This window comes from Pectinatus haikarae, assembly GCF_015732185.1.
Classification (GTDB): Bacteria; Bacillota; Negativicutes; order Selenomonadales; family Selenomonadaceae; genus Pectinatus; species Pectinatus haikarae.
Window position 1 is genome coordinate 104,739 of record NZ_WIQM01000015.1, and the last position, 20,498, is coordinate 125,236.

Annotated in this window: 21 protein-coding genes; 10 read left to right on the forward strand and 11 right to left on the reverse strand. The window is 40.7% G+C overall.

The features are described from left to right. Positions 1–18 precede the first annotated feature (18 nt). The 7 genes from I6758_RS09885 (at position 19) to I6758_RS09915 (ending at position 8,391) form a co-directional block, all read left to right on the forward strand. A complete protein-coding gene (locus I6758_RS09885) occupies positions 19–1,911 on the forward strand; it encodes a PTS mannitol transporter subunit IICBA (RefSeq protein ID WP_196605098.1) in 1,893 nt (630 codons plus the stop codon). Between the two features lie 83 nt (positions 1,912–1,994). Beyond that, positions 1,995–3,140, forward strand: a complete 1,146-nt coding sequence (locus tag I6758_RS09890; RefSeq protein WP_196605099.1) for a mannitol-1-phosphate 5-dehydrogenase — start codon at positions 1,995–1,997, stop codon at positions 3,138–3,140. Positions 3,141–3,319: 179 nt separating this feature from the next. Beyond that, the gene (locus I6758_RS09895; RefSeq protein ID WP_196605100.1) at positions 3,320–3,622 is read left to right on the forward strand and encodes a hypothetical protein; all 303 of its coding nucleotides are present in this window, start codon (positions 3,320–3,322) and stop codon (positions 3,620–3,622) included. Positions 3,623–3,896: 274 nt separating this feature from the next. After that, complete coding sequence (locus tag I6758_RS09900; protein WP_196605101.1) at positions 3,897–4,739, forward strand: aldo/keto reductase; 843 nt, start codon at positions 3,897–3,899, stop codon at positions 4,737–4,739. A 392-nt stretch (positions 4,740–5,131) separates the two neighbouring features. Further along, positions 5,132–6,328: a Na+/H+ antiporter NhaA gene (nhaA, locus tag I6758_RS09905; protein ID WP_231038621.1), complete on the forward strand. Its 1,197-nt coding sequence runs from the start codon at positions 5,132–5,134 to the stop codon at positions 6,326–6,328. Between the two features lie 337 nt (positions 6,329–6,665). After that, a complete protein-coding gene (locus I6758_RS09910) occupies positions 6,666–7,070 on the forward strand; it encodes a hypothetical protein (protein ID WP_196605102.1) in 405 nt (134 codons plus the stop codon). Next, entirely contained in the window at positions 7,054–8,391 is a 1,338-nt protein-coding gene (locus I6758_RS09915; protein ID WP_196605103.1) for a 4Fe-4S binding protein, read from the forward strand. Before I6758_RS09910 ends, I6758_RS09915 begins: the two co-directional genes overlap by 17 nt. Positions 8,392–8,550: 159 nt before the next feature. On the opposite strand, the gene I6758_RS09920 is transcribed toward I6758_RS09915, so the two are convergent. From I6758_RS09920 to tsaE, 9 genes are all read right to left on the reverse strand, one after another. Continuing rightward, a complete protein-coding gene (locus I6758_RS09920) occupies positions 8,551–9,177 on the reverse strand; it encodes a DUF421 domain-containing protein (RefSeq protein WP_196605104.1) in 627 nt (208 codons plus the stop codon). Between the two features lie 67 nt (positions 9,178–9,244). Then, the gene (locus I6758_RS09925) at positions 9,245–9,691 is read right to left on the reverse strand and encodes a DUF3290 domain-containing protein (RefSeq protein ID WP_196605105.1); all 447 of its coding nucleotides are present in this window, start codon (positions 9,689–9,691) and stop codon (positions 9,245–9,247) included. Positions 9,692–9,938: 247 nt separating this feature from the next. After that, positions 9,939–10,412: an IS200/IS605 family transposase gene (tnpA, locus tag I6758_RS09930; protein ID WP_196605106.1), complete on the reverse strand. Its 474-nt coding sequence runs from the start codon at positions 10,410–10,412 to the stop codon at positions 9,939–9,941. 184 nt (positions 10,413–10,596) lie between these two features. Further along, positions 10,597–11,619, reverse strand: a complete 1,023-nt coding sequence (gene queA, locus I6758_RS09935) for a tRNA preQ1(34) S-adenosylmethionine ribosyltransferase-isomerase QueA (protein ID WP_196605107.1) — start codon at positions 11,617–11,619, stop codon at positions 10,597–10,599. Positions 11,620–11,727: 108 nt separating this feature from the next. Further along, positions 11,728–13,023 carry a SpoIID/LytB domain-containing protein gene (locus I6758_RS09940; RefSeq protein ID WP_196605108.1) on the reverse strand — a complete coding sequence of 432 codons (1,296 nt, stop codon included), beginning with the start codon at positions 13,021–13,023 and terminating at the stop codon, positions 11,728–11,730. Positions 13,024–13,056: 33 nt separating this feature from the next. Next, positions 13,057–13,884 (reverse strand): prolipoprotein diacylglyceryl transferase, encoded by an 828-nt coding sequence (lgt, locus tag I6758_RS09945; RefSeq protein ID WP_196605109.1) that lies wholly within the window; start codon positions 13,882–13,884, stop codon positions 13,057–13,059. Positions 13,885–13,913: 29 nt separating this feature from the next. After that, positions 13,914–14,366, reverse strand: a complete 453-nt coding sequence (gene rimI, locus I6758_RS09950; RefSeq protein ID WP_231038622.1) for a ribosomal protein S18-alanine N-acetyltransferase — start codon at positions 14,364–14,366, stop codon at positions 13,914–13,916. Continuing rightward, positions 14,363–15,073 carry a tRNA (adenosine(37)-N6)-threonylcarbamoyltransferase complex dimerization subunit type 1 TsaB gene (gene tsaB / locus I6758_RS09955; RefSeq protein ID WP_196605110.1) on the reverse strand — a complete coding sequence of 237 codons (711 nt, stop codon included), beginning with the start codon at positions 15,071–15,073 and terminating at the stop codon, positions 14,363–14,365. Before tsaB ends, rimI begins: the two co-directional genes overlap by 4 nt. Beyond that, the gene (tsaE, locus tag I6758_RS09960; RefSeq protein ID WP_231038623.1) at positions 15,055–15,540 is read right to left on the reverse strand and encodes a tRNA (adenosine(37)-N6)-threonylcarbamoyltransferase complex ATPase subunit type 1 TsaE; all 486 of its coding nucleotides are present in this window, start codon (positions 15,538–15,540) and stop codon (positions 15,055–15,057) included. The genes tsaB and tsaE overlap by 19 nt, the downstream gene beginning before the upstream one ends. 275 nt (positions 15,541–15,815) lie before the next feature. On the opposite strand from tsaE, the gene I6758_RS09965 reads away from it, so the two are divergent. The 3 genes from I6758_RS09965 to I6758_RS09975 all read left to right on the forward strand — a co-directional run bounded on the left by I6758_RS09965 (position 15,816) and on the right by I6758_RS09975 (position 19,104). Further along, positions 15,816–17,060, forward strand: a complete 1,245-nt coding sequence (locus I6758_RS09965; protein WP_196605111.1) for a pyridoxal phosphate-dependent aminotransferase — start codon at positions 15,816–15,818, stop codon at positions 17,058–17,060. A 173-nt stretch (positions 17,061–17,233) separates the two neighbouring features. After that, entirely contained in the window at positions 17,234–17,686 is a 453-nt protein-coding gene (locus I6758_RS09970) for a MarR family winged helix-turn-helix transcriptional regulator (RefSeq protein ID WP_196605112.1), read from the forward strand. Between the two features lie 11 nt (positions 17,687–17,697). Further along, a complete protein-coding gene (locus I6758_RS09975; RefSeq protein ID WP_196605113.1) occupies positions 17,698–19,104 on the forward strand; it encodes a DHA2 family efflux MFS transporter permease subunit in 1,407 nt (468 codons plus the stop codon). Positions 19,105–19,169: 65 nt separating this feature from the next. Here the strand turns inward: I6758_RS09975 and I6758_RS09980 are convergent, their stop codons facing one another. Both I6758_RS09980 and pyrE read right to left on the reverse strand, forming a co-directional pair. Beyond that, positions 19,170–19,853, reverse strand: a complete 684-nt coding sequence (locus I6758_RS09980) for a hypothetical protein (RefSeq protein ID WP_196605114.1) — start codon at positions 19,851–19,853, stop codon at positions 19,170–19,172. 18 nt (positions 19,854–19,871) lie between these two features. Then, a complete protein-coding gene (pyrE, locus tag I6758_RS09985; protein ID WP_196605115.1) occupies positions 19,872–20,447 on the reverse strand; it encodes an orotate phosphoribosyltransferase in 576 nt (191 codons plus the stop codon). Positions 20,448–20,498 lie beyond the last annotated feature (51 nt).

Here is a 20,498-nt window from a genome sequence, read left to right on the forward strand (position 1 = left end):
AACGGAGGTATTAACATCATGAATGAAAATGCTAAAACAAATACCATTCAGGAAAGCATTCAGGTTTTTGGCCGCTTTCTAAGCGGTATGGTAATGCCCAATATAGGTGCTTTTATTGCCTGGGGCTTGCTGACAGCTTTATTCATACCCACGGGCTGGCTGCCTAACGAATATCTTGCCAAAGCCAGCGGTCCAATGGTCCAATGGCTTATACCTTTACTGATAGGTTACAGCGGCGGACGGGCTGTATATGATCACAGAGGCGGTGTAGTAGGTGCCATAGCAACGGCTGGTGTCATCGCCGGTGCGGATATACCGATGTTTCTTGGTTCCATGATAATGGGACCTTTAGGCGGATGGGTCATCAAAAAATTTGATGATGCTTTTCAGGAAAGCATCCCTGCCGGTTTTGAAATGCTGGTCAACAATTTTTCCGCAGGTATCATCGGCGCTATACTTGCTGTGCTTGCCTATGTAGTCGTAGGTCCGATCGTGCTCGGTTTAAACAATATCCTGCGGGCTGCCGTCGAGTTTCTCGTAAATATAAACCTTATTCCTCTTGTTTCCATACTCGTTGAACCGGGAAAAATACTTTTCCTGAACAATGCGATCAATCATGGCATTTTTACACCTATAGGAATTCAAGAATCGCAAAACTTCGGTAAATCTTTATTTTTCCTGATTGAAGCAAATCCTGGTCCCGGTCTTGGTGTTCTTCTTGCTTTCTGCCTGTTTGGCAAGGGCAGTGCCAAAGGTTCTGCCCCCGGTGCCGTCATAATCCATTTTCTCGGCGGTATACATGAAATATATTTTCCTTATATCCTCATGAAACCAATGCTTCTGCTGGCTTTAATCCCTGCTGGTATGTGCGGTGTTCTGACATTGCATATCTTAAATGGCGGTCTCATAGCTCCCGCTTCTCCCGGCAGCATTTTCGCCGTTTTGGCCATGACACCAAAAGGCGCATATTTTGCCAATATAGCGGCCGTAGTAGTTGCCACAGCAGTCTCTTTCATCATAGCTTCGATCATTCTCAAATCTTCCAAAGATACTGGGGACAATACCGCACTGGAAGCTGCTAAGGCAGATATGAAATCAATGAAAAATCTTGGTAAGGCTTCAAATGAAAATAAAATTATTCCCGGCACACAAATAAAGAAAATCATCTATGCCTGCGACGCAGGAATGGGATCTTCCGCAATGGGTGCGAGCGCTCTGCGGAACAAATTCAAAAAAGCCGGCTTTACTAATATTTCCATAACTAATTGCGCCATCGAAAATATTCCTGCCGATGCCCAGATAGTCGTTTCCCATGAAAAATTGGCGGAACGGGCAGAAAAAGCATCTCCGCAGGCAGAACATATCTTCGTCACTGATTTTCTGCAGAACAATGTCTTTGATCTTTTGGCCCAGCGAATACGTCAAAATTCAGCTGCCGCTGATGTCCCCGCCGCTGTTCCAGATGACAAACCGGCTGCTTTTAACGGCAGTGTCTTGAAGATCGAAAATATCAAAATCGGCCTAAACACCGTTTCCCACGATGAAGCCATCAAAATGGCCGGACAAATCCTCGTAGACGGCGGATATGTAAATAACGACTATATTGCCGCCATGCTGCGCCGCGAAGAACAGATCAGTACCTACATCGGCAAGGGCGTCTCCATACCGCACGGTGACAGCAGCGCCAAAGGCGAAATCAAAGCTTCCGGACTTTCCGTACTGCAATTTCCGCAGGGTGTGAAATTTGGCGACGAAACAGCCTATATAGTTATCGGCATAGCCGGCATAGGCAACGAGCATTTAACTATACTTTCCAATATAGCCACTATGCTGGATGAAAATGAAAATGCCGTAACGATCCTTAAGAATGCAAAAACACCGCAGGAAATCTATGATCTATTCACGAAATAATTATTGATAAAGCTTTTCTGAGACAGATATATCTTTCTCAGGCTGATCAGAAATTAAACACAACTATTCAGGAGGAGTTCACATTGAAAGCAGTACATTTTGGTGCAGGCAATATCGGCCGTGGTTTTATAGGAGAACTGCTCCATAATTCCGGCTTTGAGATCACTTTTATCGAAGTAGACAAACACACAGTAGATTATATAAATAAAACCAACAGTTATGATGTATATATTATCAACGACAACTATCGTAAAGAAGTAATTGATAATGTTTGTGCGGTTTCCCCCATAACTGATGAGAAAAAGGCTATTGATGCAATCATTGCAGCGGATATAATAACCACGTCCGTTTGTGTCGATAATCTGCCGAAAATTGCCGGCACTTTGGCAAAAGGACTTAAGGAACGTCTTGCTAAAAGTGGAAGCAAAGTAAATATTTTATCATGCGAAAACGCATTTTACGCCACTGATATGCTGAAAAAAGCTCTGACAGAATGTAAATTCGCTTTGACGGAAGAAGAGCTTGATTCTATCGGCTGTTTTCCTAACGTAGCCGTCGACCGCATTGCATTAAGCACAGAGCAGGACGGCATTCGTATTCCGCAGATAGAGATTTCTTTTGAACTTGTCATCGAAAAAAACAAACTTAAAGATCCGTCAAGCCAACCCATCAAGGGAGCTGAATACGCTGACAATCTTGGTATGTATCTGGAAAGAAAACTTTATGTATTCAACTGCGGACATGCTACGGCAGCATATCTTGGCTATGCAAAAAAATTACCGACAATTTATGACGCGTTGAATGATAAGGCCATTTACGCTTCTGTAGTAGCTGCCATGCGCGAATCTGCTGTCATGATGACAAAGAAATTTCCTTTCACAACAGAAGAGCTGGAAACCTTCATCCAAAAAATATTGAAACGTATCTCACTTAAAGATCTGCATGATGAAGTTACCCGTGTCGGCCGTTCACCGATCAGGAAACTTGGCAGAAAAGATCGTTTGGTCGGCCCTGCCATGCTGGCTCAGGAATATGCTCTTCCTAATGAACACTTGGCAGCAGCCATCGCCGCCGGATATCACTTTGATTACGCAGAAGATGAACAGGCCGCGGAAATTCAAAATTTCATAAAAAGCAATGGCATCGAAAAAGCTGTGGAAAAATATTCTCAGCTTACAAGCAGCGATCCTTTATTTGGAAAAATAGTATCTGCTTACAATAATATATAGCAACAATTTTTATAAGAAGGCACGGCATCATTTAAACGATACCGTGCCTTTTATATTGCCCGGTATTAGCACCATCCTTTTTAGCAAAACTTTGTTTACAATAAATATTGCTTCTAAAAAAACAACGCAGTATAATTAATATATATTTTTTAATAAGTACGAAGGGATTTGATATTGTTATGATGAGCGATTCTATGCGTGAAATGCTTGATTTAAAGGAACTTGCCGAAATAGTTAACGGTGTACACAATGCCAATGCCGATGCCTATCGTGATCGTTTGCGCAAAAAAATGGATGCTATCCCAGAATATGCCTATTTGAATTCGTTGCGTATGGAAGATTTTAAAAAATTAGATGATCTGTATGCTGCTGTCAGAGAAATAAAAACTGAAGATGAACTGGAAAAAAGGATAATCCGCACACCGGAAGTTCAAAAAAGTGCTTTTCGCCGCTTATGGAAACAGCTTCCCGTTACTGCCTGAATTCCTTAATATTTTGCAATAAAATTTGTCTTTTGCTTTTGTTGTCGATAAATCCCGCTGCCATTTTTCAAAGCAGCGGGATTTATTTACACTAAAGCTGCAAATTAAACCTGCGCTTAATTATCCTTGTCTTTTTTTGCCTGGTCTGCCGTTTTATATTTTTCTGCTTTATAAATAATCGGTCCGTGCCAATAGATAATATATCACCGGTAAGAGGGGATATTGCATCAATATAGAACTATTATTATATAAAATTAATAGTGAGGTGAATTATATGTGTAAAACAATACCTGATATAACATTGAACGACGGTTTTAAAATACCGGCAATAGGCTTCGGCACATATACATTGAAAGGTAAAAACGGCATCAAATCTATACAAGATGCTGTCAATGCAGGCTATCGCCTGCTTGATTCTGCTTTCAATTACGAAAATGAAGGCACAGTAGGACACGCTATAAAAAAATGCTTTATCGGACGAGACAAGCTGTTTGTCTGCTCCAAGCTTCCGGGACGCCGCCAAGCTTATCGGGAAGCCCTGGAAACGATCGAAGAATCTCTTTACAGAGCCGATCTCGACTACTACGATCTTTATCTTATCCATTGGCCGAATCCACGTATCGATCAATACGTGGAAGCATGGCAGGCTTTCATAGAAGCAAGAAAAAGAGGCTATATACGCTCTATAGGTGTATGCAATTTTCTTCCTGAACATATTGACCGGCTGCTTAAGGAAACTGATGTATGCCCTTGTATTAATCAAATTGAATTACACCCATACTTCAACCAAGAACTTCAGCGAAACTATAACAGCAGCCATCATATTGTCACCCAGTCATGGAGTCCTTTGGGCCGTGGCAACGCCTTACTCACAGACCCGGTCATTGCCAATATTGCCAATACACATCAAAAATCCGTATCGCAAATTATTCTCCGCTGGCATGTACAGCTCAATGCGCTGCCTATTCCAAAAGCCTCCGGCATTACTCATCAGCGTGAAAACATTGATATTTTTAATTTTCAATTATCCGATGAAGAAATGCTCCAAATTTCAGGTTTGACTCGGACTGACGGCCGCAGCTTCGCTCAGGATCCGGCTGTCTATGAGGAGTTTTAAATAATATAAGCTCTCAAAAATGGCCATTCAATTAATATGTCTTCCACATTTATCTGTTACAGCTCGTGAGCCGATTAACAAAGTAATTTAATTGATCAATTTGATAAATCGAAAAGGATTTTACGAATGAAAATGATTCAGGATTTTCTGTTTGATATTTTGGGTTCAATCATACCAGTTTTGGTAACTGTTATGCTGCTGATAGATAGTATAATCAATATATAATTTGACTTTGAGTTTTTTTCATGCACCAAATATAAAAACGGCATCTGCTGCCAGTGAAAGGTGCCGTTTTTATATTCACTGATCCTCAGTATTTACATATTCGCTTACCTTCCATAGTAAAATTTTTTTAGTTATCATATTATCAAAAATATAAAAGGAATATATCATTGAAATATTGGAAATACAATATAACCCAAAAAGCTACTGTTCTGCTAAAGCCTTTTAATCATTTTTTCAGGCACAAATCCTCTAGCAGTGTAATATTACTATTATTCGCCATATTAGCAATGCTGCTTGCCAATAGCGGCATATCCGCTGAATATCAAGCAGTATTAAATTCGTATTTTTCAATGGGCATCATCAAGTTGTCTGTCTTACATTGGGTAAATGATGGGCTGATGACAATATTTTTTTTCGTAATCGGCCTGGAGATAAAACGTGAATTTCTCTTTGGCGAGCTTAAATCTCTATCTGCTACGGTTTTGCCGATTGCAGCTGCCATAGGTGGCATGCTCGTTCCTGCGTGTATATATTATATTATCAATCAAGGTGAACCTACCTCAATAGGCTGGGGTATTCCAATGGCTACTGACATAGCGTTTTCACTGGGTATTTTATCATTGGCAGCAGGCAGTGCACCACGTAGTATAGCAATATTTTTAACTGCACTGGCAATAGTAGACGATCTGGGCGCCATTATTATAATTGCTTTATTCTACAGCACTGATATCCAAATCTCGGCACTCAGCTGCGGATTGGCCTCCTTATTGACAGCCGCCCTCTTCAGCAGATACAACTGCAAGTATATTACCATCTACCTGCTCACAGGTCTGGCAGCCTGGTTTTCCTTTTACAATGCCGGTATACATCCGACTATAGCCGGGGTTGCATTAGGCTTGATCATTCCTGCCAATGCCGCACAAGACATGAAAAAATCACTTCTGCACAGACTGGAGCACATTCTCGCTCCATGGTCAGCATGGTTTATCATGCCTGCTTTCGCTCTAGCTAATGCCGGCATAAAACTGAACTTTTCCGAAATAAACGATCTGTTTACACACGAAGGCATAGGAATATTGGCTGGCCTGGCTTTGGGCAAACCATTGGGTATATTTGGTACAGTTTTTTTATTATTTAAAACAGGCTTCATAAAAATGCCAGAATCAACCACTTACAGTCATTTTTTGGGGGCAGGTGTATTAAGCGGTATTGGCTTTACTATGTCCTTTTTTATAGCCTCGCTGGCCTTTGCAGATATTCCGGAATACCTTACAACTGCCAAATTGGGGATCATTCTGGGTTCAATTTTATCAGGACTTGCAGGTGCCTTTATATTCAAATTCATAGATTACAGAACAACGTAGCCTATTCGATTTATCTTACGCAGCTTATCCGATAAAGAGCTGTTTTCGGATCAAAAACCAACCGCCTAATTTGCTTAAATAACAATTGTCCCTTAGATAAAAAACCGCAGCATTATGCATATACTTATAAAAATGCATATAATGCTGCGGTTTTATTTTTATTTCATGGTAAATTTCACATAGCTTTCACATAGCTTCTCCATATTTTCTGCATATTTAAATTGTAAAATTATTTGATGTAGATCCTTTTTCTCAGTCAACAATACTGATATAACTGGCTACATAATCTGATAAGCACGTCTGTTCCTAAATTATCTTGAGGAAGAAGGTCAAAATTTTGCGGAAATTTTTTATGGGATTTTTTGTGCTGTTTATAATCATGGGCAGTATCTACCCGCATGTTTATGCCGCCGAACAAAACGTTGAACATCAGCCCCATGCCATGGAAGAACACAGTCACGGAGACAACATGGACCAGCAAATGCACATGAACGGAAGCATGCAGATGAAAAGTGATGAAATGAACCATTCTGCTGTCGAAAATTCAGGCACGGAAGAACACAATCACGGAGATAAACCCGAAGGACACACGCATGATGAAAGAACTACCGGAAAATCAGGAATCGGTCCTGACTGGCCGTTCATTTATGTATTTTTAACTGTCAACATCATTGCCATTGCGGTTGCCGCTGCAATGAAGTATAAAAAGAAGAGGGTATATCATCATGCAGACAAAAATTAACATTTTTTTAAAAGAGCTTCTAAAAAGCCGATGGTATCCCGGAATATTTCGTTGGCCGACGGCAGCTGTATTTGCCGTCATCGTATATCAACTTTTATTTGGGGACTCCTCCCCTCATGACAATTTTGGAACGGCCATGACATGGATTTTCTGGTGGTCAATAATCCCCCTGACATTTTTGGTGTTAGGCAGATTTTGGTGTGCCATCTGTCCGTTCGCCACATTGAGTGACGTTATTCAAAAATTTGTGGGAAACCATCGGCCGGTACCTCGTTTTTTAAAAAAATATGGCATATGGATCATTGATTTTTTGTATATTCTAATCACGTGGAACGACCATGTCTTTGGCATGGTAGAAAATCCGCGCGGCTCCGGAATCATTATGCTGCTGCTCATTACCGGAGTCATCATCTCAGGTGCATTCTTTGAACGAAGAACCTGGTGCCGATATCTTTGTTTTCTCGGCGGATTATCCGGAAATTATTCACGAAGCGCCTCGCTTGAACTCAGAGGCACACCGGAAAAATGTCAAAAATGTACGGTAGCTGCCTGCTATAAAGGCGGAGAAAAAGCCCCCGGCTGCCCTATGTTCGAGTTTCCGAGGACAATGCAAAGCAATGCCCGCTGCAATTTTTGCGGTTATTGCGTAAAGAACTGCCCTAATGATTCCATCAAACTTTCCGTGCGTATCCCTTCCAAAGAGCTTTGGTTCATTCGCAAACCAAGATTTGATGAAGCCTTTTTAGCCGTTATAATTATGGGAATCGTCTTTGTGCAAAATATTACAATGCTTGATATCTGGGCACAAGCACAGCATCATCTGGAGGTATTTTTAGGAACAAATAATTATGCGATAACCTTCACCGTAATTTTTGCTGTAGCTATGTCGATCCCCGTTGCGTTGCTTTACGCAGCCAGCTGGTTTGGCTCTCGTCTCAATAAAGATTCTGTGCATATGAATTTTGCACGCTTCGGTTATGCTTTGATTCCCTTGGACTTTGCCGGTCATATGGCTCATAATTTATTTCATTTATTCGCAGAGGGAAAATCCGTATTCTACTCGGCACTGTCAATGTTCGGCTTTACCAGTCATCCCGCATCCACAGCCGTACTCTCTTCAGGTACTATAGAAATAATGCAGTTCTTATTACTGTTTTTAGGCGCAGCGGGTTCAGTTTACACCGCTTATCGTATAGCTAAATCCAGCTATGGTCAGACCGTAAGAAAGAAAAATTCTTATATTCCTTACGCTGTACTGCTTATTCTGTTGACACTGCTCAATATCTATATATTCCTTTTACCAATGGCACACCGCACCTGAGCAATAAAAACTTCACAAAAAACCGTAGAGAACTGATATCTGCAATATTTATCATTTCTCTCCGGTTTTGCTGTATTGATTTTTGCATCGACGGCTGCTGTCAAACAATGACTTCCTTTTACATTGCGGCTCGATATTTTCCACTGTAATATTATTTGTCTAATAGGAGTATATATGTAATTCATTGGAAATATACTCAGCTAGATAAATTTCATCAATGTGATAACCAGCTTTTTGGACCTCATTTAAAAGCCAGAGCTTATCATGATTAATCAATTCTAAGATAGTTTCATCAACTTGCCCATCAAGGATAAGCGGATAATGGACATCCTTTTCTCCATACTGGATAATTGTTAATTGCCCATTTTGCTCCATGACCGCCCGTTTAACGTTCTTTATATGATAAACACCCGACACTCTAAGTTTCAAAATAAGATCATGTGCGGATATTCCATACAGCATACACTGCTTTACAAAAATTTTACCATTCAAAATCAGCAGCACAGGACGTCCGTCAATTAGCACTTTTGCCAGATGGCTATTTGTTTTTATAAATTTTAATACCAGGACCAATAATGTCCAAATCATTAATATTAAAACGAACTGCCATACACTTATATTGTCATTGTAAATGACACCGCCAATTATACCGCCCAGAACATAATTCTGGATTTGATCCATTGCCGACGTTGGTGCAAGATTGCCTTTACCCAGTACATTGATCTGCAGTATCAGACATAATAAACCCAATGTCAGTTTCATAATTATAGGATAATAAATAAGCATATTTTTCTATGATATTGATATAGGAAAATACCATAATCCTTTCTTCAAATTTTATTGTTCATACGCCCTATTTATCAATAAACCGTATATCGGGACTTATGATAGAAATACTTTTTAATTCATATGCGCTGTAATTCGAAAAGAAGTTCACCTGATAAAAAGAATCCCCTATGCAAATAATCATTTCATTCTTTATACGTGATGAATTAGCACTTATTATATCTTTAGAAACACGTCTTTCTTCTGCCACGCTTTTAATGAACGCTATCATTTGAGATGTTTGTTCCGCGTCAGTCTGACTTTTTTGATAATCAGTCATTTGAAAACCTATTAATAAAATAATCAATAATAAAAATATAATAAGCAAATCTCTATTTTTTGTTTTTAAACGATTGCGCATATATTTAATACTGGCAAAGAGAAATCCGCTCAAAATCAAAAAAGATACAGTATATTCAAGGAAATAATTTATCTGTGATTGATTTTCAATAAAATTATAAGTATAAAAATCCAAATTATTTCTTCCCTTCACACATGATTTAATTATGTATGTTCATATTGCTATTATATAAAAATTTTTCTAAAATTAAAAGAACCTTCTGATTATATGAACGAAAATATTCACATATAATGGCATTTAGTTTTTCTATAAGTAATAATTATCCACCCGCATAGCGGGTGGTTTTTCCTTTTCGGGCATAGCCCTTTTTCACTGGCTGCGCATAAATGCGCCTTTTATTGGCCTGCCAGCCATGCAACTTTTATTTGCTACCCGTAAACGGGTCTCTTTGATCAAATAAACTTAATTGGTCTGCTTCCTTATCTCGTTTTAACTGATTTGCTATATATTCTGTTATAGCTTTTGTGTCTTTTCCAACTGTATCTACATAGTACCCTTTGCACCAAAATTCGCGGTTTCTATACGCAAATTTCATATTCCCAAATTTTTGAAAGATCATTAAGCTGCTTTTCCCTTTTAGATATCCCATAAATCCTGAAACACTTATCTTTGGTGGTATACAAACTAACAAATGTATATGATCTGGACATATTTCTCCCTCAATAATTTCTACATCTTTCCATTCACATAAAGTTCTCATTATATCTCGCAGTTCTTGCCGTTTTTCCTTATAAAATACCTTTCTACGATACTTCGGGGCAAAAACTATGTGATACTTACAATTCCACTTCGTATGTGCTAAACTATGTGTGTCATTATTTTCTTGTTTCGGCATTTAGTGGCATCTCCTAATGTATAATCTGTATTTTAAGCTGGCAGGCTTATTTTCAGGTTAGCACATTAGGACTCACCGCTTAAGCTTTTTTGAACCACGCGACTATCGCGTGGTTTTCTTTTATACAAGAAAATGCCCTGCAGCGCAAGTCTGCAGGGCATTTCGTGTCTTATTGTTTATGTTGTTATAATATCAACATTGCGTCACCAAAGCTGAAAAATCTGTATTTTTCCTGGACAGCAGTGTTATATGCCCGCAAAACATATTCCCGTCCGGCAAAGGCGCTTATGAGCATGATCAAAGTTGATTTTGGTAGATGAAAATTCGTTATCATCCCATCTACTATTTTGAATTTGTAGCCAGGATAGATAAAAATCCCCGTTTCACCGCTTTTGGCCGGTAAAGTACCATCGTCCGCAGCTGCCGATTCAAGAGTTCTTATTGATGTGGTGCCAACTGCAATTATCCTTCCGCCCCGTGCTCTCGCATCATTTATCCGTGCCGCAGTCTGGCTGTCAATATGAAAATATTCCTTATGCATCACATGATCTTCGATATTATTTTCATTAACCGGACGAAAAGTACCCAACCCGACATGCAGTGTCACAAATTCCAGATTCACTCCCATGTCCCTCAATTCAGCCAAAAGGTCCTCGGTAAAATGGAGACCTGCTGTAGGAGCAGCTGCCGATCCATTTTCTCTGGCATAAACTGTCTGATAACGTTCTTTATCTTCAAGTTTCTCATGAATATAAGGTGGAAGAGGTGTTTGTCCAAGCCGATCAAGTATCTCTTCCCATATGCCCTCATAAGAAAATTCGGCAATTCTGCCGCCGAAATCAGTGTTTTCTTTTATTTCGCAGCTAAGCTCCGTGCCAAAATTTATCAAACTGCCGACAAGTGCTTTCTTTCCGGGCTTTACCAGCACTTCCCATGCATCGCCTTCAAGTCTGCGCAGGAGGAAGACCTCTACTTTCCCACCTGTTTTTTCCCGCCTGCCGATAAGTCTGGCAGGAATTACTCTTGTATTGTTAAAAACTAACGTATCTCCTGCCTTGAGATATTTCTTCAATTCAAAAAAATGCTGATGCTTTATAGTTTCATCATTTCTGTTCAGCACCATGAGCCTCGAATGGTCACGTTGCGGGCCCGGTGTCTGTGCGATAAGGTTTTCGGGCAAATCGTAATCAAAATCTGTCAATAACATGGATAGTATTTAAATCTCCTTTTTAATCAGCCTGTCCTGCAGAGCCGATTCCAATTCATTCACAATAATCATTGCTGCGGCAGAAACAGCACCGCCGACTGATATTGATCAATACCAATCTTCTATAGAAACATCACTATAGTATGCATACAGAATAGCCTGATAATCATAGCCCTGTTCAGAAAGTGCCTTTGCACCCCATTGTGACATGCCCACTCTGTGTCCTGATCCATATCCTTCTATTTCCACAACTTCTCCGCTGCGATTCGTGATCGGGTGTATGTTGCCCGCTCCCGTCATCATCTTAGGAACTTTGTAATCCGGCAGATCAACATCAATATCCTTGCTGTACCCAGAATATTGATCAATTGTCACATTTATTTTTTTTGGAGAAGGTATGATTACATCAATTGCAAATTTAGTGCTTTTTAATCCCATTACACGGCGTACTTCGCTGCCCGTCAATTTTACAATGCTTTTATCACCGCTGAATATAACTGTCTTTACTGCACCGTTTTCAGACCGGTCAGACTGACCGCTGCCAAATCCTGACAATGTCACAGTCTGGAGATTTCCTATATCATAGCCATACTGTCTCAATTTTTCACTCAAGTCTGTGGGCGATATCTGTAAAGTCCAATGATAAGCGGGCGATTTCTGGTCGTAGTCTTTTACTGAGCGCAAATAGGGAATATAGGTTCCCCATATATCCTCGCTGTTTTCTGTATTTCCGCCAGAGCTGGCATGAAAAGCCGCAAAAATAGGTTTATGCGCATAAACCAATACTTGCCCTCTTGTATCATCCACCGCTTTTTTTGCTATATCATTTTCTACGTTACTGCCGCCGTACACCTGACAATGTGCCAGCGCGCAGACATCAAACCCTTCATTTTCATGACGATTAAGACTATACAGTGCGTAGCTTCTCGCCGCTACAGCCTGTGCCTTTAATGCCTCCGCCGGCCATGTTGACGGCATTTCCTCCGGGACCACACTGTACAGATACTGCTCAAGCGGCAGGTCATTTACAACTGTCATTCCTTCAGCTGCCTTTTTTATGAGAATCCTCCCACGATATGCTTTCTTATTTACTTCTGTACGGCCATCTTCTCCCTCTGCCTGAACAGAAAGCACCATGCTTTTAGCAGGAAGATTATTTATATACAGACGTCCGTTTTTTTGTGTTACCAATATTTTTTCACCGGCATTATACTTGCCGAATATATCATTCGTCCCTGGATCCTTTACTGAAAAAACCTTATTGGCAGAGATCATTATACTTGACTGACCTGTCCACAAACCAACGCGGATATTTGCTTCCGCTGCCAATACCGAGGTAGAAGAAGATATTGACACGGCAATTGTTATGAGTAAAAACCGTACAATCATTTTCAGACATTTCATACTTTCGCCTCCTTCACTGCTGCCCTGAGCAGATTATCTTCTTTTCGTTTTAGATGTCCTGCCTGTTTTTATAGGTTCTGCAGTATCTTTTCTATTTCTGTCTCTCCAGCCACAGTAAATAAAGCCGGCAAGCGCAAGTACAAACGCTATAATGCTTGTCATCTGAGCTGATGTACATATACCGAAAACCAATTCACTGTAGTCACCGCGCAAAAATTCGAGAAAAAATCTGGCTGCCGAATACAGCATCACATAAAGAGTAAAGGCCTGTCCTCTGCCATGCTTAAACGAACGGAAAAGCAGCAGCAGTGCAAAAATGACCATATCCAGCTGACCTTCCCAAACTTCTGCCGGCCAGAGAGGCTGACTGCCATATACGTGATGTGCCAAAGTAGTAGCAGGGTATATAATTCCGTATCCTGTACCAGTCGGTGTACCAAAAGCATCACCATTGAGCAGATTTGCACATCGCCCTATCGCCTGACCCAAAATTATAGCCGGTGCCAGAATATCCGCCAATGCCAATACATCTATATTATGCTTTCTTGCATATATAATCCCCGCTATCGTTCCTAAAAACACGCCTCCCTGTATAGCCATTCCGCCCTGCCATACATTGAATATTTCTGTAATATGATTTCCGTAATAGTCCCAGTCAAAAAAGAAGACATCCCACAAGCGTGCACCTAAAATACCGGCCACACCGGAATAAATTCCCAGATCGACTATATGTTCATGCCATCTTCCATCCTGCTTTGCCAGAAAATATCCCACACCTACAGCAAGAATGATACTCAGCGACAAGACCAGACCATAAGAACGTATGGGAAAATCACCTATATAAAATAAATACTGATGCATTTATTATCATCTCCATCCATATAATACATTCAAAATATCAGCCACATTATTTCGGCGTCTTCATTATTGTCCAGATAATAATGCGGGCGCCTGCCGACACTTTTAAAACCAAATTTTTCATACAGGCGGATTGCTTTTTCATTACTGGGGCGAACTTCCAGTGTTATAGATGAAATATCCTTTATCTTCGCTGTTTCTATCATTTTTTTCAGCAATAATCCTGCTATCCTTCTGCCCCTGTATTTCGGAAGCAAAGCTACATTGGTGATTTGTCCTTCACCGAACACCAGCCACATTCCCGCATAACCGATTATTTGTTCACTGCCGCCTTCTTCATCCACTGCCAGCAAATAACAGGCATCCTCTTTTGCCGCTTCTTCCCAGAACGACTGTCTTGACCATGGCATGGAAAAGCAGGATTTTTCCACTTTTTCTACCCCTTCTGCATCTTCAGGCAACATTCTTCTAAAGCCTATTTTCAATTCTTATCCTGCTCTTTCCGTCTCTTTTCCCAGAGTTCTTCAGCCTCGGAACGTCTTATATATAACGGTTCCAATGTCATGACATTGTCACACCTGCCGGATGCCAATCTATGTATACCTGCAAATGCAGTATTTGCCGCCCGAGGCATTATATGATGCGGCAGCGCCGGTCTGGTATTAAGGCACCGCGCAAATTCATCCAGTCGCCGCTGCACAACATCCCCCATAGCAACAACCGGTCTGTCCATGCCTTCACAAATATCTACAGCCTCAGCCATTTCAAGTACAGTCATTTCCCGTACAGTCTGCAGACATCCTTTATCCCATTTTTGAAGAGAAAAATAGACATTTCCCTTTTGAGCATCAACAAAAGCTGCTGAGTAGATATTTTCGACAGGATAATGATAGGCCAGTACCTCATCAATCCTGATCCCCGCTATAGGTATGTCCAGCGCATAGGCCATCATTTTAGCCGCTGCCAGACCAATTCTCAAACCTGTAAATGAACCTGGCCCTATATTGACCGCAATACCTGTCAATTCACTTTTATCAACATGCGCTATTGCCAATGCATCCATTATATGTCCCATAAGCACCTCAGACTGAGGCTTCTTTAGCTGCATAACAACTTCCGCGAGCAATCTATCCTTCGTTGCCACGGCAGCACTAGAAACCATCGTTGCCGCATCTATCGCAAGGACTGGCATAAATATTTCAACTCCTCATACTGTTTTTGGTATTTCATGCCGTTCAGCGTTACAGTTATTTTACGTCTTCCGTCTTTTTGTTCACACATTCTGATATATAGATTATCTTCGGGCAGGGCATCAGAAAATCTGTCCGGCCATTCAATAATTATTATTTCTCCATTTTCCTGCACATATTCATAAAAACCGATTTCATACAAGTCATCTTCTGAGTTGAGCCGATACAGATCAAAATGATAAATAGATACATCGCCTTCGTACACATTCATTAAATTAAAAGTAGGACTTGACGCGCTGTTGCAGTGCAAAAAAGCTGCCATCCCCTGTGTAAGCGTCGTTTTTCCTGCACCAAGCTCTCCCTCAAGGCAGACAACTATACCACTGCGGCCGGCTTCTCCCAAAAAAGCTCCCAGACGTTTTGTCTGCGCAGGATTATCCGTATACAATAAAAAAATTTTTTCTTCCAATATCTACACACCCTGTCCAAGCCTGATATAACGAATCTTAATTCATTAATTATAGCATAATATCAAAAATTTCGCAGTCTAAAAAGAGCATCGTCCTTTGCTTCAGATGCTCTTTTGCTGCTTGCCCTGACCATATAGTTTTTTCCTCTGCAATCCTAAAGAATACAGAAGTATACAAGAATACTCTTTTAAATTGGCAGGATATCTGTAGTTTATCCAGAAGTTTATAAATTCATAACAATATTGCATTAATTAAAATTTTAGGGGGAATTATTTTGACTTCAAGCATGGCCGCCTCTCATTCAGTGGGAAAGGTAGCAAAGGATGTCATTTTCGGAGCAAGCGCTGCTTGCAGGAAAGCTGTCGATAAGTATGGCAGTGCTAAAGTAACAAACGCAACAATCGGCGCTATCATGGATGATAATGGGCAATTGGCTTGCATACCGATCGTAGAAAAAGTCCTGCGCACACTGCCCATAAATGATCTTATTTCTTACGCTCCTATTTCCGGTGTTCCCGATTATCTTGATATGACTACCTCACTCACATTCGGCGACCATAGGCCAGACGGGTACACGGCCGCAGTGGCTACTGCCGGCGGCACAGGCGGTATTCATCATACAATCTGGAATTACACCGAAACAGGTGACAGCGTACTAACTTCTGACTGGTTTTGGGGTACATATAATATGCTTTGCCGTGAAGTGGGCAGAAAGCTCGTAACCTATCCACTTTTTGACGAAAAACAAAATTTCAATATAGCAGGTTTTACCGCTGAAGTAGATAAACTCATGTCCAAGCAGAATTCTCTGCTGATAATAATAAATACCCCTGCACATAATCCTACAGGTTACAGCCTCACTGAAACAGATTGGTCGGATGTCCTTGACGTCTGCAGAGAGCATGCAAAAAAATCGGATAAGAAAATTACCATAATGGTCGATATTGCTTACATTGATTTCGCCGGTGAAAAAAATGAAACACGCAAGTTTATGCGCCAATTCTCTGATCTTCCTGATAATATCCTCACAATATTTACCTTTAGCATGTCCAAAGGCTATACTGTTTATGGTCAGCGCTGCGGGGCGATGATAGGCCTGTCATCCTCCAAAGAAGTCATCACAGAGTTTGCTGATATAAACAAATATACAAGCCGTTCCACCTGGTCCAACATAAATCATGGTGCTATGGCTCTGCTCGTTGCCATAAACAAGGATACTGCTCTCCAAAAACAATTTGAGGCAGAACGTGACGCTCTTTATCAAATGACACGCCGCCGCGGTGCCATATTCATGGAAGAGGCAAAAGCATGCGGCCTGAATGCATTGCCATATAAGGCAGGCTTTTTCCTTTCAATTCCCGCCAAGGATTCCGCCGCAGTATGTGATAAAATGCACGATGATCTTATCTTTGCCGTACCGCTTAAGGCAGGTGTTCGCATTGCTGTCTGTTCTGTTCCCACCGATAAAATGCGTGGAATGGCAGTAAAAGTGCTGAAGGCTCTGCATAGCGCAGAATGATACAAAGCCATCTATTTACAATTATCCATCATTAGGAACTGAATATTTTTTTGACAGCTTTGGATAATATCCAAGGCTGTTTTTATATTTTGGATTTACTATTTGTAAAAAGTCCGTTATAATATTTACTGTTAGTAATTACTTTTAATAATTATTTATAAAGTGTGGTATTTATGACTCCAAATTTAATCAGAGAACTGCTTGATGCCTGCTTTTACGGCAAACAAATTATTGAAAAGATGCCGGCTCTGCCGCTTGGGATGAAACCGCGCCATCTGCACGTGCTACATGCCGTTGAGATTTTATCAGCCCAGGATATTGTACGCATTAGTGATGTAAGTAAAGTTCTCCGTACCACTATGCCCAGCATCACAAAATTGATTAATGAGCTTGAAGAACTTGATACATTGATCAAAAACCGTGCCTATAGCAAAGATCATCGCGTTACAACTGTCAACTTGACACCGCTTGGCAAAAAATATGTTGCCAAATATATCCATCAATATCATTGTAAACTTGCTGAACTACTCAGCTCCCTTAATGAGCAGGACTGTCGTACTACTGTCCATACTTTGAAAATTATGGCGCAGCTCATGGAAAAACACCCAATACAATTTAAATTATAGGAATTTTTCATATGGAAAATTACGAACGAAAAATTGATACAAAATTAATTATGTCAATCATTGCCACAGGTATTATGGCATTTACCGGTGTCGTCATCGAAACAGCCATGAATGTTACCTTTCCCACACTTATGCGAGAATTTCAAATAAACACCTCAACCGTACAATGGCTTACTACTGGTTATCTGCTGATTCTTTCAGTAATTATCCCCGCTTCTTCCTATTTCAAAAAAAATTTCACATTAAAATCCTTATTCATAACCGCTGAAATTTTTTTTACAGCCGGTACAATTCTTGATGCATTTGCCCCAAGCTTCTTTATTCTTCTCGCAGGCAGAATTCTGCAAGGTTTTGGGGCAGGAATTGCTCTGCCTCTGATGTTCAACATAGTTTTGGATCAGGTCCCCCTGAATCATCTGGGCACAATGATGGGAGCAGCAACCCTTATAATTGCTATTTCTCCGGCTGTCGGGCCTTCCTTCGGTGGTTTTATCATCAACTACTGGGGCTGGAGAATGATTTTTATTGCCCTGCTGCCTCTGCTTGCCGCCGCCTTTTTTGTCGGTGTATTTTCTATACGTTCTACTGCAAATCCTGTGCGGACACCTTTTGATTGGCTCGGGTTCCTTCTTCTGTCCATCAGTTTCAGCTGCCTCATTTTTGCTGCCGGCGCTTCAGGGAACACTGGCTGGAACGATCCCTTTATTCTTGGTGCATTTTTCATATGTATTATGACTTTTATAATTTTTTATAAGTATGCAGGCAAAAGCGCGCATCCCATCTTTTATCCGTCTGTTTTTCATATAAGAACATTTACACTTAGTGTAATAGTCATAGGCATCGTGCAGTTTCTCTGTCTCGGCCTTGGTTTTTTGATCCCCAATTATTCACAGCTTGTTTCCGGGGAAAAAGCATTGGTGGCCGGGCTGTTGCTGCTGCCAGGCTGTATTATCGGTGCTTTCATTACTCCATTAAGCGGTCGGATAATGGATCGTATCGGTGCCAGAAAACCCATTATCATAGGAAATATCTGCATGATCGCAGCAACCTTTTTATACAGTATACTGGCGCAGCATCTGACAACAATGCTTTTTGTACTCATCTATACGATATTCACAATCGGTCAGGGATTCAGCAGCGGTACATCAATGACGAATGGCCTGCGGCAGCTTCCGGCAAAATTACGAGCCGATGGAAATGCCGTATGTACAACATTCCAGCAACTATCGGGAGCAATTGGCACAGCCGTTGTCAGTGCCTTGATTTCTGCCGAACAAAAACGTCTGCCGGACCAGCTGCCTTATGCTACTATGCTGGGCAGTCAAAATGCATTATTTTTATTGTTCATTCTGGCATGCGCTGCTCTTATTTGCTCCGTTATTATCTTCCGCGATATAAAAAAACTGCAGCGCAGTTGAATGTATTCCCTATGTCAGAAAATAAAAATCAGCTCTGCCTATACCACCGGCAGAGCTGATTTTCATTATTTTGAGTCAATCCGCGTCCTTATTTCCTGCAAATAAGGAAAAAGCTTCACATCCAGTTTATTGATAAGTTCCTGCAATTCATGCGAGTCAAAATCATAGCTGACCTCAGGGATATCAAAAATACGGCTTTCCCCAAAAAATTCATTACGAAAAACATTATAATAAATTATAAAATTACTTTTGCTGGTAAAATCGCTGTAATCAAAAACAATATATGAACCATTTATAATACGAACAGGCTGATCAGGCGTTATAAACAATCTGAATCCTGCAAAAGTTTCCGGCAATTTTTTCTTATAATCCCATTGCATAATTTTTTTGTCATGAATGATGGAAGTTATATGTTCCGGATTAAAAGTCTGCATATCAGCCAGCAGGCCAGAACATCTCTCCTGAAGTATTTCCTGAAAAGCTTCAAGTTCAGCATAAATATATTCTATGACACAAAATTCTGTCAGCCCAATCCGCATACGCAGCTTATACTCACTGGTCTCTTCATGGTAATATACCGTTATACTGCGGTGTGCTTCTTTATTTTCGTAACGATAAAGATCCAGCACATCTCCCTTTTCTTCCATCAGCAGAACATAGTTGAACCCATGCATCTGTTCCGGCAGGTTTTTCATATAATCCCATGCTTTGACCTGAGACAGTATTTTTTCTTTTGTTGCCGCCTTCATACTACCACCGCTGTAATTTTATTTACCCGTACGACCGCGTTTTGTCATTGGAATGTTATTTTTGCAAAGAGGACATTCCTCCGGTTTATAAGCTGTAACGCTAAGATTCAGAAGAGCTTTATGAGGCACATCCCCAAAATCAGCCTTACCGCCGCTTCTGTCGACAAGCAGCCCTACACCGACAGGTACAGCCCCTTCACTGCGGACGACGTCAATAACTTCCTTGACTGAACCGCCGGTCGTAACTATATCTTCAACGATAAGAACACGTTCTCCCCTTTTAAGTGAAAAACCGCGGCGAAAAGCCATTTTTCCATCTACACGTTCAGTAAAAATAGCTCGTGTCCCCAATGCCTTGCCGACCTCGTGAGCCAATAAAATACCGCCTGTCATAGGACCGACCACAGTCTGAACCTGCATATCAGCAAAACGTTCAGCCAGCTCTTTACAAAGAGCCTCCGTATACCTGGGATGCTGCAACACGTTGAATTTTTCCACATACATTGGGCTGTGCAATCCAGACGTAAGCAGAAAATGTCCCTCCATTACAGCATTTGTTTGCATCAGCAGATCTTTTACTTCCTGTTCGGTCATTATTATCTCTCCTAATTCTTATTTACGTTATTATATCATTTAGCAAAATTT